Origin of the sequence: Legionella pneumophila subsp. pneumophila str. Philadelphia 1, assembly GCF_000008485.1 — a bacterium.
GTDB lineage: Bacteria > Pseudomonadota > Gammaproteobacteria > Legionellales > Legionellaceae > Legionella > Legionella pneumophila.
The window spans coordinates 1,516,855-1,537,117 of record NC_002942.5; the positions used below are offsets into that span (position 1 = coordinate 1,516,855).

The following is a 20,263-nucleotide window of genomic DNA, read 5'->3' on the forward strand; positions in this document are numbered from 1 at the left end:
GAGCCTTTTTATTTTTAAATTTCCCTTACTCTTCAGTTAAGCGAAAATATTTGGTACCGAAATATCTTTGTAATTTCTTTCTGATCGTACCGCGACTAATACCCAACATCTTGGCTGCTTGTAATTGATTTCCACGACGTTTTTCCATTACAGCTTGTAATAGAGGTGGCTCAACTTCTGACAGGATCATATCATAGAGATCATTAATTGATTTGGATTTATTTTCAGCAAGAAAGCGGGTAACCAAACTGTAAACTAAATCCTGTAAACCTTGTTCTTGTTTAGTGGATTGAGTTGTAGCTTGTGTATCAATGACATTCATCTTAACTTCCTTATTATTTAATTAAATCATACAGTCCAATTGCTTACACATGTAAATGAAAGCAAAATTAATTGTACATGAAGGCTAAATGATAATCTAGATTTTCATATCAAAACTATGCATTTTTTTCAGGCAATTCTGCCACTACAAGATCAAAGAGAGAACAGTCAGCCTGGCTGGAAGACAGAGATTCCTTTAACTTTGCCAGTTGATTAATCATCGACTTGGCTTGGTTGGGATCATTATGAAAATTGGAAATATATCTAGATAATTCAATTGCATTGCAATCGTATTGCAAAAATTCAGGTACCATCATTTTATTGGCTAACAGATTACATAAGCCCAAAAATTTAACTTTAATAAAATACATGGCAGCAACATAAGTAAGAAAGGACGATTTGTAAATAATGCACATTGGTTTTTCCAATAAGGCACATTCTAATGAGGCAGTTCCAGAAGCTACTATGACAAAGTCAGCAGCAGACATGCATTCTATTGCCTGTCCCTGGATAAAAGTAACAGTAAGATTCTGGTTGCTGAAATAAGCTTTTACTTTATCAGGATTGATAGTTCCAGCGATAGGGACTACAAATCGAAGTTTGGGGTTGTCTAGGGTCAGCAATTTTGCTGTATTCACCAATATCGGTATATGGCGTTCAATTTCAGAATGGCGACTCCCAGGCAGTAAGGCAATAATTGGCTCATTTAAAGGTAATCCCAAGGAAGTTCTGCCCGAGTGTTTATCCTTGGCAGCAGCTATCTTTTTTACTAAAGGATGTCCTACAAAACTGACAGGAACACCTGCATTTTCATAGATAGTCTTTTCAAATGGGAAGATGACAGCCATTTTATCGATGCAATCTTTAATAAGATGGATACGTTTGCCTTTCCATGCCCATATTTGAGGGCTGATGTAATAAATGATTTTGATTCCCAGTTTTTTCTTTGCATACTTGGCCAATCTCAAATTGAAAGCAGGGTAATCTACCAAAATCAGCAAATCAGGTTTTTGTGTACTCAGATGCTGTTTGATATCCTGAAAGGCTTTACGGAATATTTTCAGGAAAGGAATTATTTCAGTCAAACCGGTTACGGCATAACGCGTTAAATCTGAAATTAAATGAACCCCAGCGGCTCTTAAGTGTTTACCGCCAATGCCACTAATTTCCAGGTCTGGATAAACTGCTTTTAATTGCTTTACCAGCTCGGCAGCATGGTGGTCACCAGATTCTTCGCCTGCCACTATGACAACACGACTAGCATTCGGCATAGCGTTCTACAAGGTTATTATTAATTAAAGCGGTGATTTGTTCAGCTGTTTTCAAAGCATCCCTTCCTTCTTCACCTGTAACAAGCGGCACGCTATCATTTTCTATGCAATTTAAGAAAGCTCTGATTTCCTCCAGTAACGCATCTCCTTTTTCAAACTCCCTTTGATCTCTGGTGATATCAGGTATTCCAGGGAACATTTCTCCCGTGCCTTTTTTAAATACGGCAAGCTGTTTGTTTTGGTAATCAATTGAAATATAAGAATTCTCCTGAAAGATTCTTGTTTTTCGTTCCGTTTTGAAACTGATTCTGCTGGCTGTTACATTTGCTACGCAGTGGTTAGCAAAGCTTATGCGTGCATTAGCTATATCAATTGCTTTTGTTAATACCGGTGCTCCTTGAGCCGTTATGGATTTAATAGGGCTCTGAACTATATTTTGAATAATATCTATGTCGTGAATCATCAAATCAAGTATCACGTTTACATCAGTTCCACGGGGGTTAAAAGGTGCGAGTCTCTGCGATTCTATAAATAATGGTAATTCCAGATATTCATCCAGGGCAAGGCGAGCAGAATTGAAGCGTTCTAAATGGCCTACTTGTAACTTCACCTGATGTTGTTTTGCAAGTCGAATCAGTTCCTCAGCCTGGGACACTGTTTCAGTAATCGGTTTTTCAATCAGAACATGTATCCCATGTTGTATACAGAATTTTGCAATTTCAAAATGCTTGTTGGTAGTCGCTGCGATACTGACAGCGTCTACTTTGCCAAACAGGTCATGGTAATTGATGTATGCCGGAACATTTAACTCACTGGATACCACTTCGCAGACTGTAGAGTTTACATCACAAACTGCAACTAACTCTGCATTAGGAATTAGTTGATATTTTTGGGCATGAAACCTGCCAAGATAACCCACACCAATAACTGCACAACGAATTTTATTCATCTCATCATCAATTGATAATTATTTGTACTTATGATCGCATTTCCTTAGTGATAAATCAATTGTATTTCCTATGTTATCATGCCAGTTAAATAGTAATTGAGGCATTTAAAACTCCAATCAAACTCCTGAGATTGGTTCAAATCAAAGAAGTCGATTCTTGTCTTGCACTTGCATTCAATAGCTATTATCTTACGCCTAATTTTTCGCAGGGAGCAGTTAAATGAATACTGTGCTAAAAATATTGATGGCTGGGGTCGATGAAGTGGGGAGAGGACCACTTGCGGGTGCCGTTGTAACCGCAGCCGTTATTTTAAAAAAACCAATAGATGGGCTTACCGACTCAAAAAAATTAAGCCCAAAGCAAAGAAATTTATTAGCAATTAGAATAAAGGAAGAAGCGTTAGCTTTTGCCTATGGGCGAGCAGAAGTTGAGGAAATAGATCAATTAAATATTCATCATGCTACTCTATTAGCTATGCGAAGGGCAGTTGAAGCTTTACCCATTCAGCCAGATAATGTCTTTGTCGATGGAGCTTTTACTCCTCAATTGAACATACCATGCAAGGCTATTGTCCAAGGAGATAGCTTGATACCTGAAATTAGTGCGGCATCCATCCTCGCCAAGGTATTGCGTGATGAAGAAATGGTAGCTCTTGATAAAATATATCCAGGATATGGTTTTGCAGAACATAAAGGTTATGCAACCCCTGTTCATAAAGAAGCGCTAATGCGTTTGGGTCCTTGTAAAATACATAGAAGAAGTTACTCCCCTGTTGCGGATTTGATTTCAAAGTAAAACTCTGAGTGGTATTAATTTGGAAAATACCGTTCAAATAAAAATACATAAGAAATAGCTTTTAAAATGTCATAATATGATTTATGCAAATCAGAGCATAAAAAAATAAATCAATTCAAGCTATTAAATAATATTCGGTGCGAGCTTATCGACATTAAAATTCCAAAGCTTGCCAGGAAAGTTACCATAGCTGTTCCACCATAACTGACGAGTGGAAGAGGTATACCTACAACCGGAATAATCCCCATGACCATACCAATATTGACAAATGCAGAAAGGAAAAAGGTCATGGCCAGACTGGCTGAAAGCAGGCGCGTGTAAGTGGTTTGTGCATTATTGGCAATATTTAAACTGCGTAGCGAAATTAAGACTATCAGCGCGACAATAGCAAATCCGCCGGCAAAGCCAAATTCTTCGCCACTTACCGCAAAAATAAAATCAGTAGCATGTTCTGGCAAGAAATTGAGGTGTGATTGACTACCCTTTAACCATCCTTTGCCCATTAGGCCGCCTGAGCCAATGGCAATTTTGGATTGAATAATGTGATAGCCAGCACCAAGTGGATCTTGTTCAGGATCAATCAGGGTATACACTCTTTGTTTCTGGTAGTCATGCATCAGATTCCACACAACAGGAATTGCTGAGCACATCAGTAATGCAATTAATAATATGATTTTAAAACGTATTCCTGCCAAAAATACGACACATAAACCTGCAACAGTAACCATAATTGCAGTACCTAGATCAGGTTGTTTTGCAATAAGAAGAGCCGGAATAAAAATAATCAGGGAAGCAATACCAATTGAGCGTATGCTGCTTGGATGAGATTGTCGGTCGAAAAACCAGGCGGCCATCATAGGTACAGCCAGTTTCATAATCTCGGAAGGTTGAAAACGAAATAACCCCAGTTCTAACCAGCGCTGAGCCCCTTTACCAATTTTACCCATTAGCATGACTGCGATTAACAAGCTTAACCCAACCCCGTAAATCCATGGGGTCCAGATTTTATATTTATGTGGCGGAATAAATCCAAGTACAAACATGATTAGAAAAGCGAAGAGCAGCCTCATGGATTGGCGCATGATCATGCCCATATTGGCATTTGAAGCGCTATAAAGTATCAAGAGTCCGAAGGCAATAAGAGTAAGTATTAATCCAAGTAATGGAAAATCAAGATGAAGGGACTTTGCTGTAAAACGATATACGGGCTTAGTCGTTTGTCTACTCATGGTGTTTTCTTAATAGGATAAAGTTGATAATAAGTGTCAAGTACCTTACGTGCTACAGTGGAAGCGATAGTATCATTTTCAACTACCACCGCAATGGCAATTTCCGGTTTTTCTACTGGAGTAAATGCAATAAATAAAGAATTATCCCTCAAATGCTCAGGTATGTCTTCGTACTTTGCCTTTTCATATTGTCTTCCGCTGTATACTTGTGCTGTACCTGTTTTTCCTGCTACCGGGTAAGGAGGATTTCTGCCAAAACGGTAACCTGTTCCTTCATTGCTGGTTAGTACGCTATGCATCGCATCAATCACAACATCCCAGTTTGCTTCATCTCTCAGGGAAACTGGGTATTCTTCAAAAGGCTTGTATTCTTCCATTTCATTGGTATCGCTGTTTACTGTTTTTATCAGTAGGTGAGGTCTGAATCGTTGTCCATGCTGGCTTAGGGAAGCTGTGGCATTAGCCATTTGCAAAGGGGTTGCCAGCATAAATCCTTGTCCTATTGCAGAAATGAGAGTATCTCCAGGATACCAGGATACTCCTTTAGTTTGTCTTTTCCAGCGAGCGCTAGGTATTACTCCATTTGCTTCTTCATGAAGGTCAACGTGTGTTAGTTGTCCCAAGCCAAATTTTACAAGCATGTCCTCAATGTTAGAGATTCCCATTTTATTACCTAGTTGGTAAAAAAAAGTGTCACAAGAGACGGTAATGGCTCGTTTGAAATTAATGACCCCGTGGCCTGTTTTTTTCCAATCACGGTAAACATGGCTGGAAGTAGGGAGTTTGTACTTACCGGGGTCATATATTTCAGTGGTCGTGGTAATGAAGCCTTTATCCAAACCAGCCAGTCCAACAAACGGTTTGATTGTTGATGCAGGGGGGTAAACGCCTCGAACTGCTCGATTAAAAAGAGGGCGCTGGAGGGCATTGGATAACACTTTATAATCCGCTTTACTGACTCCACTGACGAAAATATTGGGATCAAAACTTGGAGAACTCACCATCGCAAGTACTTCGCCATTCCGAGAGTTTATGACTACTACCGCACCTCGTTTATCCTTCAATGCATTATAAGCTGCTTCCTGAAGTCTGGCGTCTATGCTTAAATACAGTTTCGCTCCTGAATGAGGATTGACTTTATTTATTATTCTTAAAGTGCGGCCACTAACATCAGTTTCTACCATTTGATAACCCACTTTACCATGGAGAATATCTTCATAGTATTTTTCAATACCGGCCTTGCCAATAAAGTTGGTAGCACGATAATTAGTGGAGTCCACTTGTTTTAGTTCCTGAATATTAATACGACCAACATACCCCAAGGCGTGGGCAGTAATCTCTCCAAGAGGGTAATGACGCATCAATCTCGCTTTAATGCTTACTCCCGGGAAATGATACTGATTGCTGGCAAAGGTAGCTACTTCTTCCTGGCTTAATTTTAATTTGATAGGAATGGGAACAAAAGAACGATTTTGTAATCTGGTCTTATTGAAGCTATCAATATCTTCGTCTGTAATTGAAGGAATTAACTCTCGAAGTTTAGTCAAAGTCTGTTTCATGTCTTTAACACGTTCGGGAGTGATTTCCAGCACATACACTGGTATGTTTTCAGCGAGTAATACTCCATTTCTATCCAAAATAACCCCTCTTGGAGGAGCAATAGGTATTACGCTCATTTGATTTTTTAAAGACAAGGTCTGATACCGTTTAAATTCGGATATTTGCAGGAAGGCCAATCTTAAAATCAGTATTAAAGATAAAATAATCAGAATCGCAATTAACAGATTAAGTCTAAATCGTTGATGTTGGGATTCAGCACGATAGTTTTTAAATGATTGATTCCGATACATCGCAGAAAATGTTGTATGACAAAACAAAAGTAGGAATAGTACCTGAAATTACAGATTTTTACCAATTATAAAATATTTATAAAGCTTGTGGTTTTTCATTTTTTGAGATTAGAGTCAAATTTTTCTATGTAATATAGAAAGAGTGTTGCAAAAGACTATGCACACCCTATTTATGATAAGGATGGTTGTTAATGATAGACCATGCTCTATAGAGGGACTCCAGCAAAATAATGCGAACCAGAGGATGAGGAAGGGTTAATTTGGATAATGACCAGCGTTCATCGCAAAGAGTCAGTATTTCATTGGATAATCCTTCTGGGCCGCCAATTATAAAACAAAGGTGACTTGAAATTTGTTGTAATTGCGTCAACCTAAGTGCTAATTCCTCGCTGCTAAAGGATTTTCCCAGCATGTCCAAGGCAATAAGGCGAGCATTGGCAGGAAGGGCATCTTTAGTCAAAGCACTTTCTTTTTCTAGTATTCTTGCTAAATCCGAGGATTTATTACGACGCAGCAAAGGGATTTCGATGAGTTTTATCTGGATGCCATCATGAAACCTCTTTGCGTATTCGTTAACTCCTGAGTTAACCCAGTCGGGCATTTTATTGCCAAGAGTGATAATGGTAATTTTTAGCATAGATAATGTCAGGAGTTACCAGGGTGTTCTTCCCATAATCCTTCAAGGTTATAAAAATGTCGGAATTCTGGTTGCATGACATGCAATATGATGTCTCCAAAATCAATTAAAGCCCAATCACCATGTTCTATTCCAGTAGAACTCAAGCAAGGCAGACCAGCAACCTTCATATCTTCCAGAACTTTTTGAGCTATCGATTTGACATGTCTGGATGAACGGCCTGATGTGACGACCATAAAATCAGTGATTGTTGTTTGTTTATGCACATCAATGATCTTAATATCTATCGCTTGAATGTCTTCAAGAGATTTTAACAGTTTTTCGAGCGTAGGATTTTTTTCAAGCATAACTAAGATATATTCCGTCAAAAGGGTTGAATAATATCAACAATTGATTTGTATAAAAAGGGTTTTAGTTTTCAAGTCTGGAAAACTAAAACGTAAAAATCTAATTATTGTTTTTCGCATATCTGAATATGAGTCAATAAAAATTTAATTACAGCAAACAATACCAGGCAGCCTAACGTAGCAATGAATAATATACTGAGTTGTTGGGTGAATGCTGTAGCGTAGAGCGTTTTTAAAACGATTATATTTGTCTCTCCAGTAGGAATGGCAGTCAGATCGGCTAATTTTCCTGAAAGGAATCCTCCTATTCCTAATGAAACGAAAAAGATACCCATCATGGTGCTTACCTTGTTTTTGTCAGCAAGTACAGTTATTGCTGACAACCCTACTGGTGAAAGCAGTAATTCAGCCAAAGAAATCATCAGGTAGGCAGGGATGATAAGAAGAGGTGAAATCAAAATGGATTTATCAACTACAGTACTTACAAAGGCAATAATTGAGTAGGCGAGTGTCATGAATACCATAGCAAGTACAAATTTTTTCCCGGTACTTAAGCCTCTTTCAATCATTGTAAGACTACGGTGCTTTTTGGCAAGAAAATAACCAATTATTAACATACCAATACTTTGCACTGTGATGTAGTATGGTGGGGGAAAATCGATACCTAAAAAGCTTGGCTCGACTACTCGCGCAATAAATAATGTTAAGGACATGAACATCTGAAAATAAAATGCCCAGAAAATAACAGAGATGATGCACAATAACCCGATAACTAATGTTTGCCTGGACTGATTTGCACTTTCACGATTTACTGAATATAAAATGTAACTGGCTGAAAAAAGAACCACAAGTCCAAACATGATATTCGCCAGCTGAGGTGAACTTAAAATATAAAATGACAATGACCACAGCAAAACCAATAACACAAAAGCTGAAATGATTTTACCTGGTTGTAAAACAAAAGGATTATAATCCTTAATTTTGTACTGATGTATTCCAAATAAAAACACTACAAATGCGATGATTAGTCCGATTGATGCACTGGTGAAGGAAGCAGACCAGCCAAAATACTCATTAAACTTGCTTGGTAGTGTTGTTCCGAGGATTATTCCTGTCGTGATGCCCATGTAAAAAATAGTAAAACCACTTTCTCTTTTTGTTGATCCTACTGGATATTCATTACCTAGTAATGAAGAAATATTAGGTTTTAATAAACCTGTTCCTACAGCTACTCCTGCAAGTGAAGAGGTTAATGCCAGCGAATTATCAATCAATGACAACATGCAATAACTTAAAAACAGAACAATAGCACCCAGCAATATAGCGCGTTTTTGGCCTATTAATTTATCAGCAATCCAGCCTCCTACTAATGGTGAGAGGTAGGTGAGTGCTGTGAACGATCCTACTAAAGAATAGATTTCTTTGTCCGGCCATTTAAAGTGTAAGGCCAAATAAAGTGCTAATAAGGATTGAACTGCGTAAAAACCATAACGTTCCCACATTTCGGTTGTAAAGTAGATGCGGAGAGATTTTGGGTGTTTTTCCATATTATTTAAGTAACTACGATTAAATTAATTTATTAAATAAAAATTATATCATATAAAAAACAGTATGAATATTGATTGGTCATTTTATCTGGTTTTTCTCAACTCATTAGATTATCTCATTCCCGGAGGTAGTTGACTGGTGTATGATGCTAAAAAATTTTTTAATCGCTATTTGATGGGAAATAATAACTGAAGTTTTCATAGCAATAAGGAGTATTCTTGATGAACAAGGACAAGAATAAACGTGTTATTTCTGCCCCTAGAGGTACCGAAATTCAAGCTAAAAATTGGTTAACTGAGGCGGCATTAAGGATGATTTGCAATAATTTGGATCCCAATGTTGCAGAGGATCCCGATTCTTTGATTGTTTATGGTGGATTGGGCAAGGCAGCCAGAAACTGGGAATGTTTTGATGAAATTGTTCATGTATTGAAATTATTAAATAATGATCAGACTTTACTCATTCAGTCCGGAAAACCTGTCGGTGTATTTACTACCCATGAAGAGGCTCCCAGAATACTAATTGCCAATTCTAATTTGGTACCGCGCTGGGCTACTTGGGAGCATTTTAACGAACTGGATAAGAAAGGCCTGATGATGTATGGCCAGATGACCGCCGGCAGCTGGATTTATATTGGTTCTCAAGGCATTGTGCAAGGAACTTATGAGACATTTGTTGCGGCAGCTAAAAAACATTATCAGGGTGATTTGTCCGGGCGTTGGATTTTAACAGCGGGTTTAGGGGGAATGGGGGGAGCTCAACCCTTGGCTGGAACTATGGCTGGTGCCAGCGTTCTTGCTGTAGAATGTGACAGACAAAGGATTGAGAAACGTTTACAGACAAAGTATCTGGATCGGTACACTGATAATTTAAGTGAAGCATTAGACTGGATTAATGAATCCTGTCGCCGTAAAAAGCCAGTTTCAGTAGCTGTTTTGGGAAATGCTGCTGAAATATTTCCTCAACTGGTTAAGTTGGGAGTGCAGCCTTCTCTGGTTACCGATCAAACCAGCGCTCATGATCCGCTCAATGGCTATTTGCCATTAGGATGGACATTAGAACAAGCTGTTGAAATGAGAAAAAAATCACCAGAAGAGGTTGTTGATGCAGCCAAGAAATCGATGGCTGTTCAAGTGCATGCAATGCTTGAATTTCATAATAGAGGCATTCCTGTATTTGATTATGGCAATAACATCAGACAAATGGCATTTGAAGCGGGAGAAAAAAACGCTTTTTCCTTTGAGGGATTTGTACCTGCTTATATCAGGCCATTATTTTGCGAAGGAATTGGACCATTTCGATGGGTTGCATTGTCAGGTGATCCAGAAGATATTTATGCAACGGATGAGCGAGTAAAGCAGTTAATTCCTGACGCTCCTCATTTGCATCATTGGTTAGATATGGCCAGGGAAAAAATTTCATTTCAGGGATTACCAGCAAGGATATGTTGGGTAGGGTTAAAGGATAGAGCACGCCTTGCCCTGGCTTTCAATGAAATGGTTAAAAATAAACAAGTTAAAGCGCCTATTGTGATTGGCCGTGACCATTTGGATTCTGGTTCTGTGGCTAGCCCCAATCGTGAAACAGAAGGTATGCTGGATGGCAGTGATGCTGTTTCTGATTGGCCTTTGCTTAATGCGCTGTTAAATTGTGCCAGTGGGGCTACTTGGGTAAGTATTCACCACGGAGGAGGGGTTGGTATGGGCTTTTCGCAACATGCTGGCGTTGTGATTGTTGCTGATGGGACAGAAAAGGCAGCTAAACGATTAGCCCGTGTGTTACACAATGATCCTGCGACAGGGGTAATGAGGCATGCTGATGCAGGTTATCAAATTGCCAAGCAATGTGCCAAAGAGAACTCGCTTTGGCTACCCATGGAATCTTAAAAGGAGCAGGTTTATGTCAGAACAGTTTATATTGCAGCCTGGTCAGTTATCGCTACTTTCTATTAAACAAATTTTAGATGAGGAACTATCTTGCGTTCTTGCTGAGAATTCCTTTGAATTAATTAGAGCCTCTCACCAAACGGTTAAAAAAGTAATTGATGAAAAGAAAACTGTATACGGAATCAATACAGGTTTTGGTTCTCTGGCAAACCAGACCATTTCTTCAGATTGTTTGAAAGAGTTGCAGCGTAATATTGTGCTTTCTCATGCTTGTGGAACGGGTAAATTATTGCCGGATGACGTGGTTGCCTTGATTTTGCTTTTGAAAATTAATAATTTGTCTCAAGGGTATTCCGGAGTTAGGCTGGAATTAATTAATGCCTTGATTGCTTTGTTTAATCATAAAGTATATCCATGCATTCCCTCTAAAGGTTCGGTAGGTGCGTCCGGAGATTTAGTCCCGCTTGCACATTTGTCTTTACCTTTGTTAGGAGAAGGCGAAGTAAGACATCAAGGTCAGGTGATCAGTGCTGAGGAAGGACTAAAACTGGCCGGATTGAAACCGCTTGAATTGGAAGCTAAAGAAGGATTAGCACTGCTTAATGGCTTACAGGTATCTACCGCTTTAGCTTTGTCAGCTCTGTTTATTAGTGAGACATTGTTTGAAACTGCGATTATTTCCGGCAGTTTATCAGTAGATGCTGCCAGTGGGAGTGATGTCCCCTTTGATGACAGAATACACCAAATTCGAGGACATCAAGCTCAAATTTCTGCTGCCAGTATGTACAGAAATTTATTGGCAGGTAGTCAAATTCGAGAGTCACACAGGCATTGTAATCGTGTTCAGGACCCTTATTCTTTAAGATGTCAGCCACAAATCATGGGTGCAATTCTTCATCAGATGCAGTTTGTTGGACAAACTCTCCAAGTAGAGGCCAATGCAATTTCCGATAATCCTCTCGTTTTTGCAGAGCAGGGGGATATTTTGTCTGGGGGAAATTTTCATGGTGAAATCATCGCAATGGCTGCTGACAATTTGGCATTGGCATTATCCGAGATAGGAGGTAGTGCAGAACGCCGAATTGCTTTATTAATTGATAAAAATTTTAGTGGATTACCCGCGTTCCTGGTTAGAGAAAGCGGCTTAAATTCAGGTTTTATGATTGCACATGTAACTGCCGCTTCTTGTGCCAGCGATAACAAAGCGCTTGCTCATCCACACTCCGTTGATAGTTTGCCTACCTCGGCAAATCAGGAAGATCATGTTTCTATGGCAACTAGTGCAGCACGTCGACTGCATGAAATGATCGATAATACTTCAACAATTCTTGCTATTGAGTTATTGGCAGCTTGTCAAGGGCTGGAGTTTCATAAACCTCTAAAGACATCACCGCAATTGGATAAAATTTATCAAAGCGTAAGAAGCGTGGTTAAAGAGTATGATAAAGATCGCTATTTTGCACCTGATATAGAAAAAATTAAAAAGAAGATTTTGGATAAAGAATTCTCATTGCTCACACTCACGAACGAATAGCAGGAAAAATACAATGGAATTGATGGCAGAATATCTAACTTTGCATCAACAACACAAAAACAATCCTTATCCTTCTTTGTCTGAAAGAAAAAAATTGCTGATTGCAATAAAAAAAATCTTGCAGACAGAAGCTTACACTTTGGCAGAAGCAATAAATAAGGACTTTACTCATCGCTCTGTTGAGGAAACCTTATTTTTAGAAGTTTTTCCAACGATAAAAGCCATTAATTTTTGTTTAAAAAATATGAAGAAATGGATGAGAAAGAGACGCAGAAATGTGTCTTGGTTGTTTATTCCTGCAAAAGCCTATGTTATACCGCAACCCCTTGGGGTGGTTGGTATCATGGTTCCCTGGAATTATCCTGTTTATCTGGCTTTAGTCCCTGCTATTTATGCCTTGGCAGCTGGAAACAGGGTGATGATAAAAATGTCTGAGTTATCTCCGCATATTGGCGATACTTTACTAAAATTGATGCACGCGGCTGGATTAAACCATTCTATCAGAGTCATTAACGGTGATATTGAGCTATCAAAGCAGTTTGCTTCGCTTCCTTTTGGCCATCTTATGTTCACTGGCTCAACTAATGTAGGAAAAATGGTGATGAAGGCTGCCAGTGATAACCTGATTCCAGTGACACTGGAGCTAGGCGGCAAATCTCCGGCAATATTATCTCCCACCATGAACCCAGCTTATTTTAAGCGCTTGTTTATGGGCAAATTATTCAATGCTGCTCAAACTTGTATCGCACCTGATTATTTATTGATTCCTAAAGGATGGGAAGACAGAGTCGAAAGAGAATTTAGGAAGTTTATTAATGCCTTTTACCCGGATTTGATGAGTAATGAGCAGTATTCCAGTATTATTTCAGAGAGACATAAAAAGCGATTACTCGATCTGGTCGAAGATGCGCGAAGCAAAGGGGCTCGTGTAGTTGAGTTTGGTCATTCAATTCCGAATTGCTCAAAGTTACCTGTATTTCTATTATTTGATATAACAAATGATATGCTTGTTATGAAGGAAGAAATTTTTGGTCCTATACTGCCTGTATTGACTTATAACTCAATAAATGATGCAGTCGATTACATTAACTCATCTCCCAACCCACTTGCCTTGTATTATTTTGGAGAAGACAAGAGTGAAATAAAAATCATACAAACAAAAACATTATCTGGTGCTTTGACTATCAATGAAACCTTAATGCATATTGCAATTGATGATTTACCATTTGGTGGTGTTGGTCATAGTGGCATGGGGCATTATCATGGAAAGGAAGGATTTGATACCTTTTCAAAATTAAAACCGGTGTTAGTGCAACGATTTATATCTACAGTTAGCTGGCTATATCCACCCTATGGTGCTTTAATGCGTATGTTTTTAGCTTGGGTTGGTGGTATCAAGTTGAAGGAGAAATCATGAGTAAAGTCATTTTTATTACAGGTGGCAGTAGAGGAATCGGTAGAGAAATCGCTTTAAAATTTGCTGCAAAGGACAAAGCAAATATCGTTATTGCAGCCAAAACAGCAGAACCTCATCCTAAACTGGAAGGAACTATTTATTCTGTTGCAAACGAAATTGAAGAACTGGGAGGAAAGGCTCTGCCTTTAATGGTTGATGTCAGAGATGAGCAACAGATCCAAAATGCGATCACTAAAACCATAGAAACTTTTGGAAGATTGGATGTATTAGTCAATAACGCGAGCGCAATCAATTTGACTGATACATTAAATACTCCAATGAGGCGTTATGATCTCATGCAGAGCGTTAATGTCAGGGCAACGTTTGCATGTTCTCAAGCAGCCATTCCATATCTTTTAAAAAGCGAGAATCCGCATATTCTGACTTTGTCCCCACCTTTAAATATGGATAAAACCTGGTTTGCACCACATCTGGCTTATACCATCAGTAAATACGGTATGAGCATGTGCACATTAGGCCTCGCTGAGGAATTTAAAGAGGCGGGAATTGCTGTTAATTCTTTATGGCCGAAAACTACTATAGCTACTGATGCCATAAGAGTTCATTTTCCCAGTGAGCTGTATATGGCAAGCAGAAAGCCACTCATTATGGCTGATGCTGCTTATTGGATTATCAATCAACCATCAAAATCAATCACTGGAAATTTTTTTATTGATGAAGACGTATTAAAAAATAGTGGTGTCACTGATTTTTCTTGCTATGCTATGAATCCTAAAGCTCAACTTTGTCCTGATTTATTTTTATGAAGGTAGAAATCTATACTGATGGTGCATGTAAGGGAAATCCAGGACCTGGCGGCTGGGGCGTATTACTCCGATATAATGGTAGAGAAAAAACTCTTCATGGAGGAGAGGCGCAAACTACCAATAATCGCATGGAATTAATGGCAGCAATTAAGGGCCTGGAAGCATTAAAACGTCCTTGCGAGGTGGATTTGTATACCGACTCCCAATATTTGCAGCAAGGAATGAAGGAATGGATCAAAACATGGAAAAGAAATGGTTGGCGTAACTCCAAGAAAGAGTTGGTTAAAAATGCTGAATTATGGAAATCATTAGATAATCTGGCTTCTATTCATAATATTCATTGGCATTGGGTTAAAGGGCACTCCGGCCATTTGGAAAATGATTTGGTTGATGCTTTGGCAAATTTGGGTATTGAGGAATTATCATAGAGTTATGAGACAAGTTATATTAGATACCGAAACGACTGGTATTGGACCTGAACAGGGACATAGAGTAATTGAAATAGGTTGTATTGAGCTTATCGATAGAAAATTAACCGGCAAGCACTTCCACATATACCTTAATCCACAGCGTGAGGTGGATGAAGGGGCATTTAGAGTTCACGGTATAAGTACTGAGTTTTTGCAAGATAAACCTTTATTCCAGGATATTGTGACTGAATTTATACAATTTGTGGAAGGTTCAGAATTAATTATTCACAATGCTCCATTTGATGTTGGATTTCTTAATTCTGAATTAAAACATGTGAAATGGAATAAGACATTAGAAGATTATTGCCGGATTCTTGATACTTTGATTTTAGCCAGAGAAAAACATCCTGGACAGCGTAATAGTTTGGATGCTTTGTGTAAGCGTTATGAAATAGATCATTTTAATCGTGAACTGCACGGTGCTTTGCTTGATGCCGAAATATTAGCTTATGTGTATTTGGCAATGACAGGTGGCCAAAGCAGTTTATTTACTGAGGTTGAATCCAGTTTGAGTCAATCAAAAATAAAAACTCAAGAGATAAAGTCATTAAGTTTAAAAAAGCCAGTAATAATGAAGGCTAATGAAGAGGAATTAATGCAACATCAAAGCTTCGTTGAATTTATATCTAAAAAATCCGGTATCAATCATTGGGAAGAGGTATAGCTCTCATGATTATATAAATTATAAATAATTATTCTGTTACACTTATTATTCGGTTTCGCGTCTGCCAATACTAAACCTTATACAATAACAAAATTCTTCAGGCATCTTATTCCTGGTCGCTATCCTCAAAATAAGCAACCAAAGTGTTTGGTTATAGGCAGAGGCGAAGCCTAATGATTATCTCAATCAAGCAATTTTTTTATTATCTATTTGGGAATTAGATGTTTTTCAGCAAAATCTTTTCCGATACATTCTCCTAATGATCTCCCCCATGTGCCAGCTGTTTCACTATTGATTTTATCTGGCATGCTGGCATACAGTTCATCTTGGCATTTTTTAGTGCTTTCAGGAATTAAAGTCACGCATTGTTCATAAGTCATTTTAATTTCATCAAATCGTTTTTTGAGATCCGGATCTTGAATAAATCCTTTGCAGATAAGATCTGGTAATAAGGGAGTCATAGAGTTTAACCAGGCATCCTTAGTCATCTCATTAGGATTTGCTGTGTCTTCAGCATTGGATATTAAGGGAAATAATGAAGTGCTTAGCACGAGCGTGGTAGCAATAAGTAATTTCCTTGACATGATTTATTGTCCTTATTTTTATAGTCTCATATATATAGTAGGACAAAAAATATAATTTTTCCTTCATTAAGCAATTTAAAGCACTTTAGTTCTCAATGACAGATTCATGGAGTTACGACAATCATCTGATTAACATTTGAATTGTTCAAAAATTAAACTAAAATAATAAAGTGACGGAAAAAAAATAGGTTAAATCATGGAAAAGTCCAATTTTCGCTTAAATTTTTTGTCTCAAATTTTATTCTTCACTTTAGGAGCATTTCTATTCTGTAATGGGTACGCGGCGGGTAATACCTTTATTTTTAATCCTAATACATTAACCTGGAAAGCTATCAGCTCTAATGGCAAGGTGATACGTACAGGGCGAGGATCAGGTGGAAAACACTATTGTTCTGATGTTCGCAGATCATGCAAAACACCATCTGGTGTTTTTAGAGTGATTAGCAAAGGTGGCCCAGCATGCCGATCCAGTCGTTATCCGCTGGGTAAAGGTGGAGCACCTATGCCATATTGTATGTTTTTTAGTAAATTGTATGCAATTCATGGTTCTCCGGATGTGCCAAATTATAACGCAAGTCATGGCTGTGTCAGAGTGAAGCCTCATGATGCAAGATGGTTAAGTCAAAATTTTATTAAAATTGGAACGAAAGTAATTATTAAATCCTATTAATAGCATTAATTAATGCGCCATAATTAGGGATTATGTAGTATAATTGGAATTATTGGAAAATTATTATTCACACGTTCATTTATACTCATTAATTTTAGAAGAAGTAGCGTTATGATTGAAGTAAATATTTGGTTATCAACTGCTTTTTTGTTTAAGAAACGAATTAAGCACAAATTTTTTGGCCCGCTTTTAGCCTCAGAGGATAAAGGGGAAAATGTAGGACACGTTAATTTTACTATAGAAATTGATGAGCGTACAAAAACAAAAAATAGTTTTGATTTTATTGAGCAACATGGGTCAGAATTACGAGCTAAAAAAACATTGCGCGTCGTACCAACTAAAGCTACCAACACATCTCCTCCAAACATAGAATCATCTCATTTGATACCAACTATAGTAAGAAGTGATATTGTTTCTCATAGTTTTTGGCCAGACGCGAGACCCACTAAATCAGAAACCATTAAAGGCAAAGCTGTCAAACCCAAGTTTAAAACTCATGAAGAAGATATGATTTCTGAAGATTCGGTAACAGCAATGACTATTATCCATCGAAAATCTGCTTTAGATGAGATTAGCAGGGAAAAGATGGAAGATCTTGATTTTCTTGTTGAAATTTCAGATTTGGAAGTCAACTTGGAGCAAAGAAAACTATTTATGGATGACCTTAAAAAATTGCAGTTGGAAAAAGATGAATTGATTAAACAACAGAAGCAATTAACCAATTCTTACCAAACCCAATTAAAAGATTTAAAGGGGCAATTAGCCAAGCTGGAACTTCATTTGAATAAAACAAACGGTCAAATTACAGCTACAGAGAGAACTATAAATTATTTAAATAAACTGAAAAATCCTGATCCTAAAACCAAAACACAATTGATTGAGCTTACTGAAAAATTAATTAAATTAAAACAAGAGTTCGAGACTACAATAAATTCTCAACATGAGATAAGCGCATTGATATCAAAATCTGAACTGACTTATCATGAGGACTTGCAACAAGTTGAAAAGAAACTGCAACAGATTGAGCTTGCGATGAACCATCGTATAGAAGATTTGAAAAAGCTGGATATTAAAATCAATGGCAGGGATGAGAATGATTTAAAAGAGTTGCAAGAAGAGGCGCGTCGTCGCAAAGAATATACTTCTCGCAAAGAACAATTCATCAAAAGCCGTGATTTTACTGAAGGAAGGCAACCTGATTACAGCGTTACTTTGCCAACTGCAGAAAGCGGTTTAACTTATTATGTTGATGAAATCAAAATACTGAAAGCTATGCAAGAAGAACGCAGCCAAAACTATTCATTTCTTTTTAATAACTGTGCCAGTAGTGCTAAACGTTGTTTGCTAGCAGGAATAGATGAAAAATTGCGAGCCAAGTTAAAAGAAACAGGTTTAGGTAGCAAATTTTTTGAAATCAGTAAAGTAGAAACATGCAAGTCATTACGTGATTGGGCAAGAACTCTTGATAGTAAATTGACAGAACTTAATCTTCGATCTCCTGCTCCTACCCGAGGTGCTTAAGAATAATAAGCAGTTCGTCCGTAAAAAGCTAAGATCACTGCCTTGAGTTTCAGGCAGTGATTTTTTTATAAATCATCTTCATCACCAATACTAAACGAAGAGCCACAACCACAAGTTGTTTTTGCATTAGGGTTGCGTATGACAAATTGCTCTCCTTGTATTCCTTTAATGTAATCGATTTCCGCATCATGCAAATATTGATAACTCATTGAGTCAACTAGCAATTTGACAGAGGATTTTCCATCAGAACATTGTTGTATCACAATAGTGTCGTCATCATTGATTTGTTCATCAAAGCTAAATCCGTATTGAAATCCAGAACAACCACCGCCTGTAATTGAAACTCGTAAATTCAAATTGGAATTATCTTCTTCTTTGATTAGTTCTGCGACTTTATCTGCTGCACTGACAGAAAAATGTATATCTGAAGTATTTTGTGATACGTCAAGATTGGCCATACTAAGCTCCAAAATAATTACTACCTCTACAATTCATTATATCAATAATACAAGTTGTTTCGTAGTCTCAATCCATAAATTGGTATTAGGGACCAGAGAAAACAAACAGTGCCAATACAAAATTAGCTTCCCTGTTTAGCGGATAATCTGCTCTATAGTAGCTCCGCCCAAGCATTGATTTTTTTCATAAAAGACGATGAATTGCCCCGGAGTAATCGCACGTTGAGGACTTGAAAACATCACATAGTGTTGATTATTATCCGGAGGAGAAATCATGCAGGCTTGATCGGTTTGCCTATATCTTGTTTTAGCAAAGCAGGTTAGTGGTAAATGATTCTCATAGTCTGCCAGCCAATGAATGGGACCACATATCAAACCTTGAGAATAGAGCATTGGATGTTGACTGCCCTGTGCTACGTAAAGGGTGTTACTGGCTATGTCTTTATCCACGACATACCATGGCTCATCTGTCGAGTTTTGTAATCCTCCAATTCCCAAACCCTGGCGTTGTCCTAATGTGTAAAACATTAAACCATCATGTTGACCAAGTGTTTTTCCCCCTGTACTTTTTATTTCTCCCGGTTTGGCAAGTATGAATTCATTAAGAAAAGTTTTGAATCTTTTTTCACCTATAAAGCAAATACCTGTAGAATCTTTTTTGGCATGAGTGACAAGGCCAAGTTGTTTAGCGAATTCTCTAATTTGTGGCTTAGTAAAATCACCTATTGGAAAAATGGTTTTGGACAATGCCTCTGGTTCAACAGCGTGGAGGAAATACGTTTGATCCTTTTCCCTATCTTTTGCCTTAAATAAATAGCCAATAGATCCTTCTATTGTATTTTTGGCATAGTGGCCAGTAGCTATATAATCTGCGCCAAGGGTTAAAGCATGATTCAAAAAGGCATTAAATTTGATTTCTTTATTACATAACACGTCAGGGTTTGGTGTTCTTCCCTTTTCATATTCACTCAGAAAATAAGCAAATACTCTATCCCAGTATTCTTTTGAAAAATTTACAGTATGTAGTGGTATGCGCAATTGATTACAGACGGCCTGGGCATCTGCCAAATCTTTTGCTGCAGGGCAATAATCATTGTGATCGTCCTGCTCCCAGTTTTTCATGAATAGTCCTTCCACCTGGTATCCTTGTTCTTTCAATAGCCAGGCTGCTACAGAAGAGTCTACTCCTCCTGACATACCAACAATAACTTTAGCTTTCATAAATGGTTTGTATCGCTCTTTTTTGAATCATAATCATATTGGAATGTGCGATTTTAACAAATTAACTACACTCTAGGAAATTGT

20 protein-coding genes are annotated in these 20,263 nt (G+C 37.9%); 9 read left to right on the plus strand and 11 right to left on the minus strand.

Annotation, left to right across the window (positions count from 1 at the left end):
• Window positions 1-25: 25 nt before the first annotated feature.
• The 3 genes from LPG_RS06865 to LPG_RS06875 form a co-directional block, all read right to left on the minus strand.
• Window positions 26-322 (minus strand): helix-turn-helix domain-containing protein, encoded by a 297-nt coding sequence (locus LPG_RS06865; RefSeq protein ID WP_010947100.1) that lies wholly within the window; start codon window positions 320-322, stop codon window positions 26-28.
• 115 nt (window positions 323-437) lie between these two features.
• The gene (gene lpxB / locus LPG_RS06870; RefSeq protein ID WP_010947101.1) at window positions 438-1,592 is read right to left on the minus strand and encodes a lipid-A-disaccharide synthase; all 1,155 of its coding nucleotides are present in this window, start codon (window positions 1,590-1,592) and stop codon (window positions 438-440) included.
• A complete protein-coding gene (locus LPG_RS06875) occupies window positions 1,579-2,541 on the minus strand; it encodes a Gfo/Idh/MocA family protein (RefSeq protein ID WP_010947102.1) in 963 nt (320 codons plus the stop codon). The genes lpxB and LPG_RS06875 overlap by 14 nt, the downstream gene beginning before the upstream one ends.
• 220 nt (window positions 2,542-2,761) lie before the next feature.
• On the opposite strand from LPG_RS06875, the gene rnhB reads away from it, so the two are divergent.
• Window positions 2,762-3,337, plus strand: a complete 576-nt coding sequence (gene rnhB / locus LPG_RS06880; RefSeq protein ID WP_010947103.1) for a ribonuclease HII — start codon at window positions 2,762-2,764, stop codon at window positions 3,335-3,337.
• A gap of 110 nt (window positions 3,338-3,447) precedes the next feature.
• Here the strand turns inward: rnhB and rodA are convergent, their stop codons facing one another.
• The 5 genes from rodA to LPG_RS06905 all read right to left on the minus strand — a co-directional run bounded on the left by rodA (window position 3,448) and on the right by LPG_RS06905 (window position 8,947).
• Window positions 3,448-4,566 (minus strand): rod shape-determining protein RodA, encoded by a 1,119-nt coding sequence (rodA, locus tag LPG_RS06885; RefSeq protein WP_010947104.1) that lies wholly within the window; start codon window positions 4,564-4,566, stop codon window positions 3,448-3,450.
• Window positions 4,563-6,416: a penicillin-binding protein 2 gene (mrdA, locus tag LPG_RS06890; RefSeq protein ID WP_015444536.1), complete on the minus strand. Its 1,854-nt coding sequence runs from the start codon at window positions 6,414-6,416 to the stop codon at window positions 4,563-4,565. The genes rodA and mrdA overlap by 4 nt, the downstream gene beginning before the upstream one ends.
• A 166-nt stretch (window positions 6,417-6,582) precedes the next feature.
• Window positions 6,583-7,053, minus strand: coding sequence for a 23S rRNA (pseudouridine(1915)-N(3))-methyltransferase RlmH (gene rlmH, locus LPG_RS06895; RefSeq protein ID WP_010947106.1), 471 nt, complete (start codon window positions 7,051-7,053; stop codon window positions 6,583-6,585).
• 8 nt (window positions 7,054-7,061) lie between these two features.
• Window positions 7,062-7,400 (minus strand): ribosome silencing factor, encoded by a 339-nt coding sequence (gene rsfS / locus LPG_RS06900; protein WP_010947107.1) that lies wholly within the window; start codon window positions 7,398-7,400, stop codon window positions 7,062-7,064.
• A gap of 104 nt (window positions 7,401-7,504) precedes the next feature.
• Window positions 7,505-8,947 carry a peptide MFS transporter gene (locus LPG_RS06905; protein WP_010947108.1) on the minus strand — a complete coding sequence of 481 codons (1,443 nt, stop codon included), beginning with the start codon at window positions 8,945-8,947 and terminating at the stop codon, window positions 7,505-7,507.
• A 222-nt stretch (window positions 8,948-9,169) separates the two neighbouring features.
• Between LPG_RS06905 and hutU the strand changes: the two genes are divergently transcribed.
• The 6 genes from hutU to dnaQ are packed head-to-tail and all read left to right on the plus strand — an operon-like array spanning window position 9,170 to window position 15,725.
• A complete protein-coding gene (gene hutU, locus LPG_RS06910; RefSeq protein WP_015444534.1) occupies window positions 9,170-10,834 on the plus strand; it encodes a urocanate hydratase in 1,665 nt (554 codons plus the stop codon).
• A gap of 13 nt (window positions 10,835-10,847) precedes the next feature.
• The gene (hutH, locus tag LPG_RS06915; RefSeq protein ID WP_015444533.1) at window positions 10,848-12,368 is read left to right on the plus strand and encodes a histidine ammonia-lyase; all 1,521 of its coding nucleotides are present in this window, start codon (window positions 10,848-10,850) and stop codon (window positions 12,366-12,368) included.
• Window positions 12,369-12,381: 13 nt separating this feature from the next.
• Entirely contained in the window at window positions 12,382-13,785 is a 1,404-nt protein-coding gene (locus LPG_RS06920; RefSeq protein WP_010947111.1) for a coniferyl aldehyde dehydrogenase, read from the plus strand.
• Window positions 13,782-14,591 carry an SDR family oxidoreductase gene (locus tag LPG_RS06925; RefSeq protein ID WP_010947112.1) on the plus strand — a complete coding sequence of 270 codons (810 nt, stop codon included), beginning with the start codon at window positions 13,782-13,784 and terminating at the stop codon, window positions 14,589-14,591. The genes LPG_RS06920 and LPG_RS06925 overlap by 4 nt, the downstream gene beginning before the upstream one ends.
• Window positions 14,588-15,019 carry a ribonuclease HI gene (rnhA, locus tag LPG_RS06930; protein ID WP_010947113.1) on the plus strand — a complete coding sequence of 144 codons (432 nt, stop codon included), beginning with the start codon at window positions 14,588-14,590 and terminating at the stop codon, window positions 15,017-15,019. The genes LPG_RS06925 and rnhA overlap by 4 nt, the downstream gene beginning before the upstream one ends.
• A 4-nt stretch (window positions 15,020-15,023) precedes the next feature.
• Window positions 15,024-15,725, plus strand: coding sequence for a DNA polymerase III subunit epsilon (gene dnaQ, locus LPG_RS06935; RefSeq protein WP_015444532.1), 702 nt, complete (start codon window positions 15,024-15,026; stop codon window positions 15,723-15,725).
• A gap of 206 nt (window positions 15,726-15,931) precedes the next feature.
• Here dnaQ and LPG_RS06940 read toward each other — a convergent pair whose 3' ends face one another.
• Window positions 15,932-16,309 (minus strand): hypothetical protein, encoded by a 378-nt coding sequence (locus LPG_RS06940; RefSeq protein ID WP_010947115.1) that lies wholly within the window; start codon window positions 16,307-16,309, stop codon window positions 15,932-15,934.
• A 196-nt stretch (window positions 16,310-16,505) separates the two neighbouring features.
• Here LPG_RS06940 and LPG_RS06945 point away from each other — a divergent pair, with 196 nt between their 5' ends.
• The gene (locus LPG_RS06945; protein ID WP_010947116.1) at window positions 16,506-16,979 is read left to right on the plus strand and encodes a L,D-transpeptidase; all 474 of its coding nucleotides are present in this window, start codon (window positions 16,506-16,508) and stop codon (window positions 16,977-16,979) included.
• A gap of 111 nt (window positions 16,980-17,090) precedes the next feature.
• Entirely contained in the window at window positions 17,091-18,500 is a 1,410-nt protein-coding gene (locus tag LPG_RS06950) for a hypothetical protein (RefSeq protein ID WP_010947117.1), read from the plus strand.
• 65 nt (window positions 18,501-18,565) lie between these two features.
• Here LPG_RS06950 and erpA read toward each other — a convergent pair whose 3' ends face one another.
• Entirely contained in the window at window positions 18,566-18,958 is a 393-nt protein-coding gene (erpA, locus tag LPG_RS06955) for an iron-sulfur cluster insertion protein ErpA (RefSeq protein WP_010947118.1), read from the minus strand.
• Window positions 18,959-19,093: 135 nt separating this feature from the next.
• Entirely contained in the window at window positions 19,094-20,179 is a 1,086-nt protein-coding gene (gene mnmA / locus LPG_RS06960; protein ID WP_010947119.1) for a tRNA 2-thiouridine(34) synthase MnmA, read from the minus strand.
• Between the last annotated feature and the right edge of the window lie 84 nt (window positions 20,180-20,263).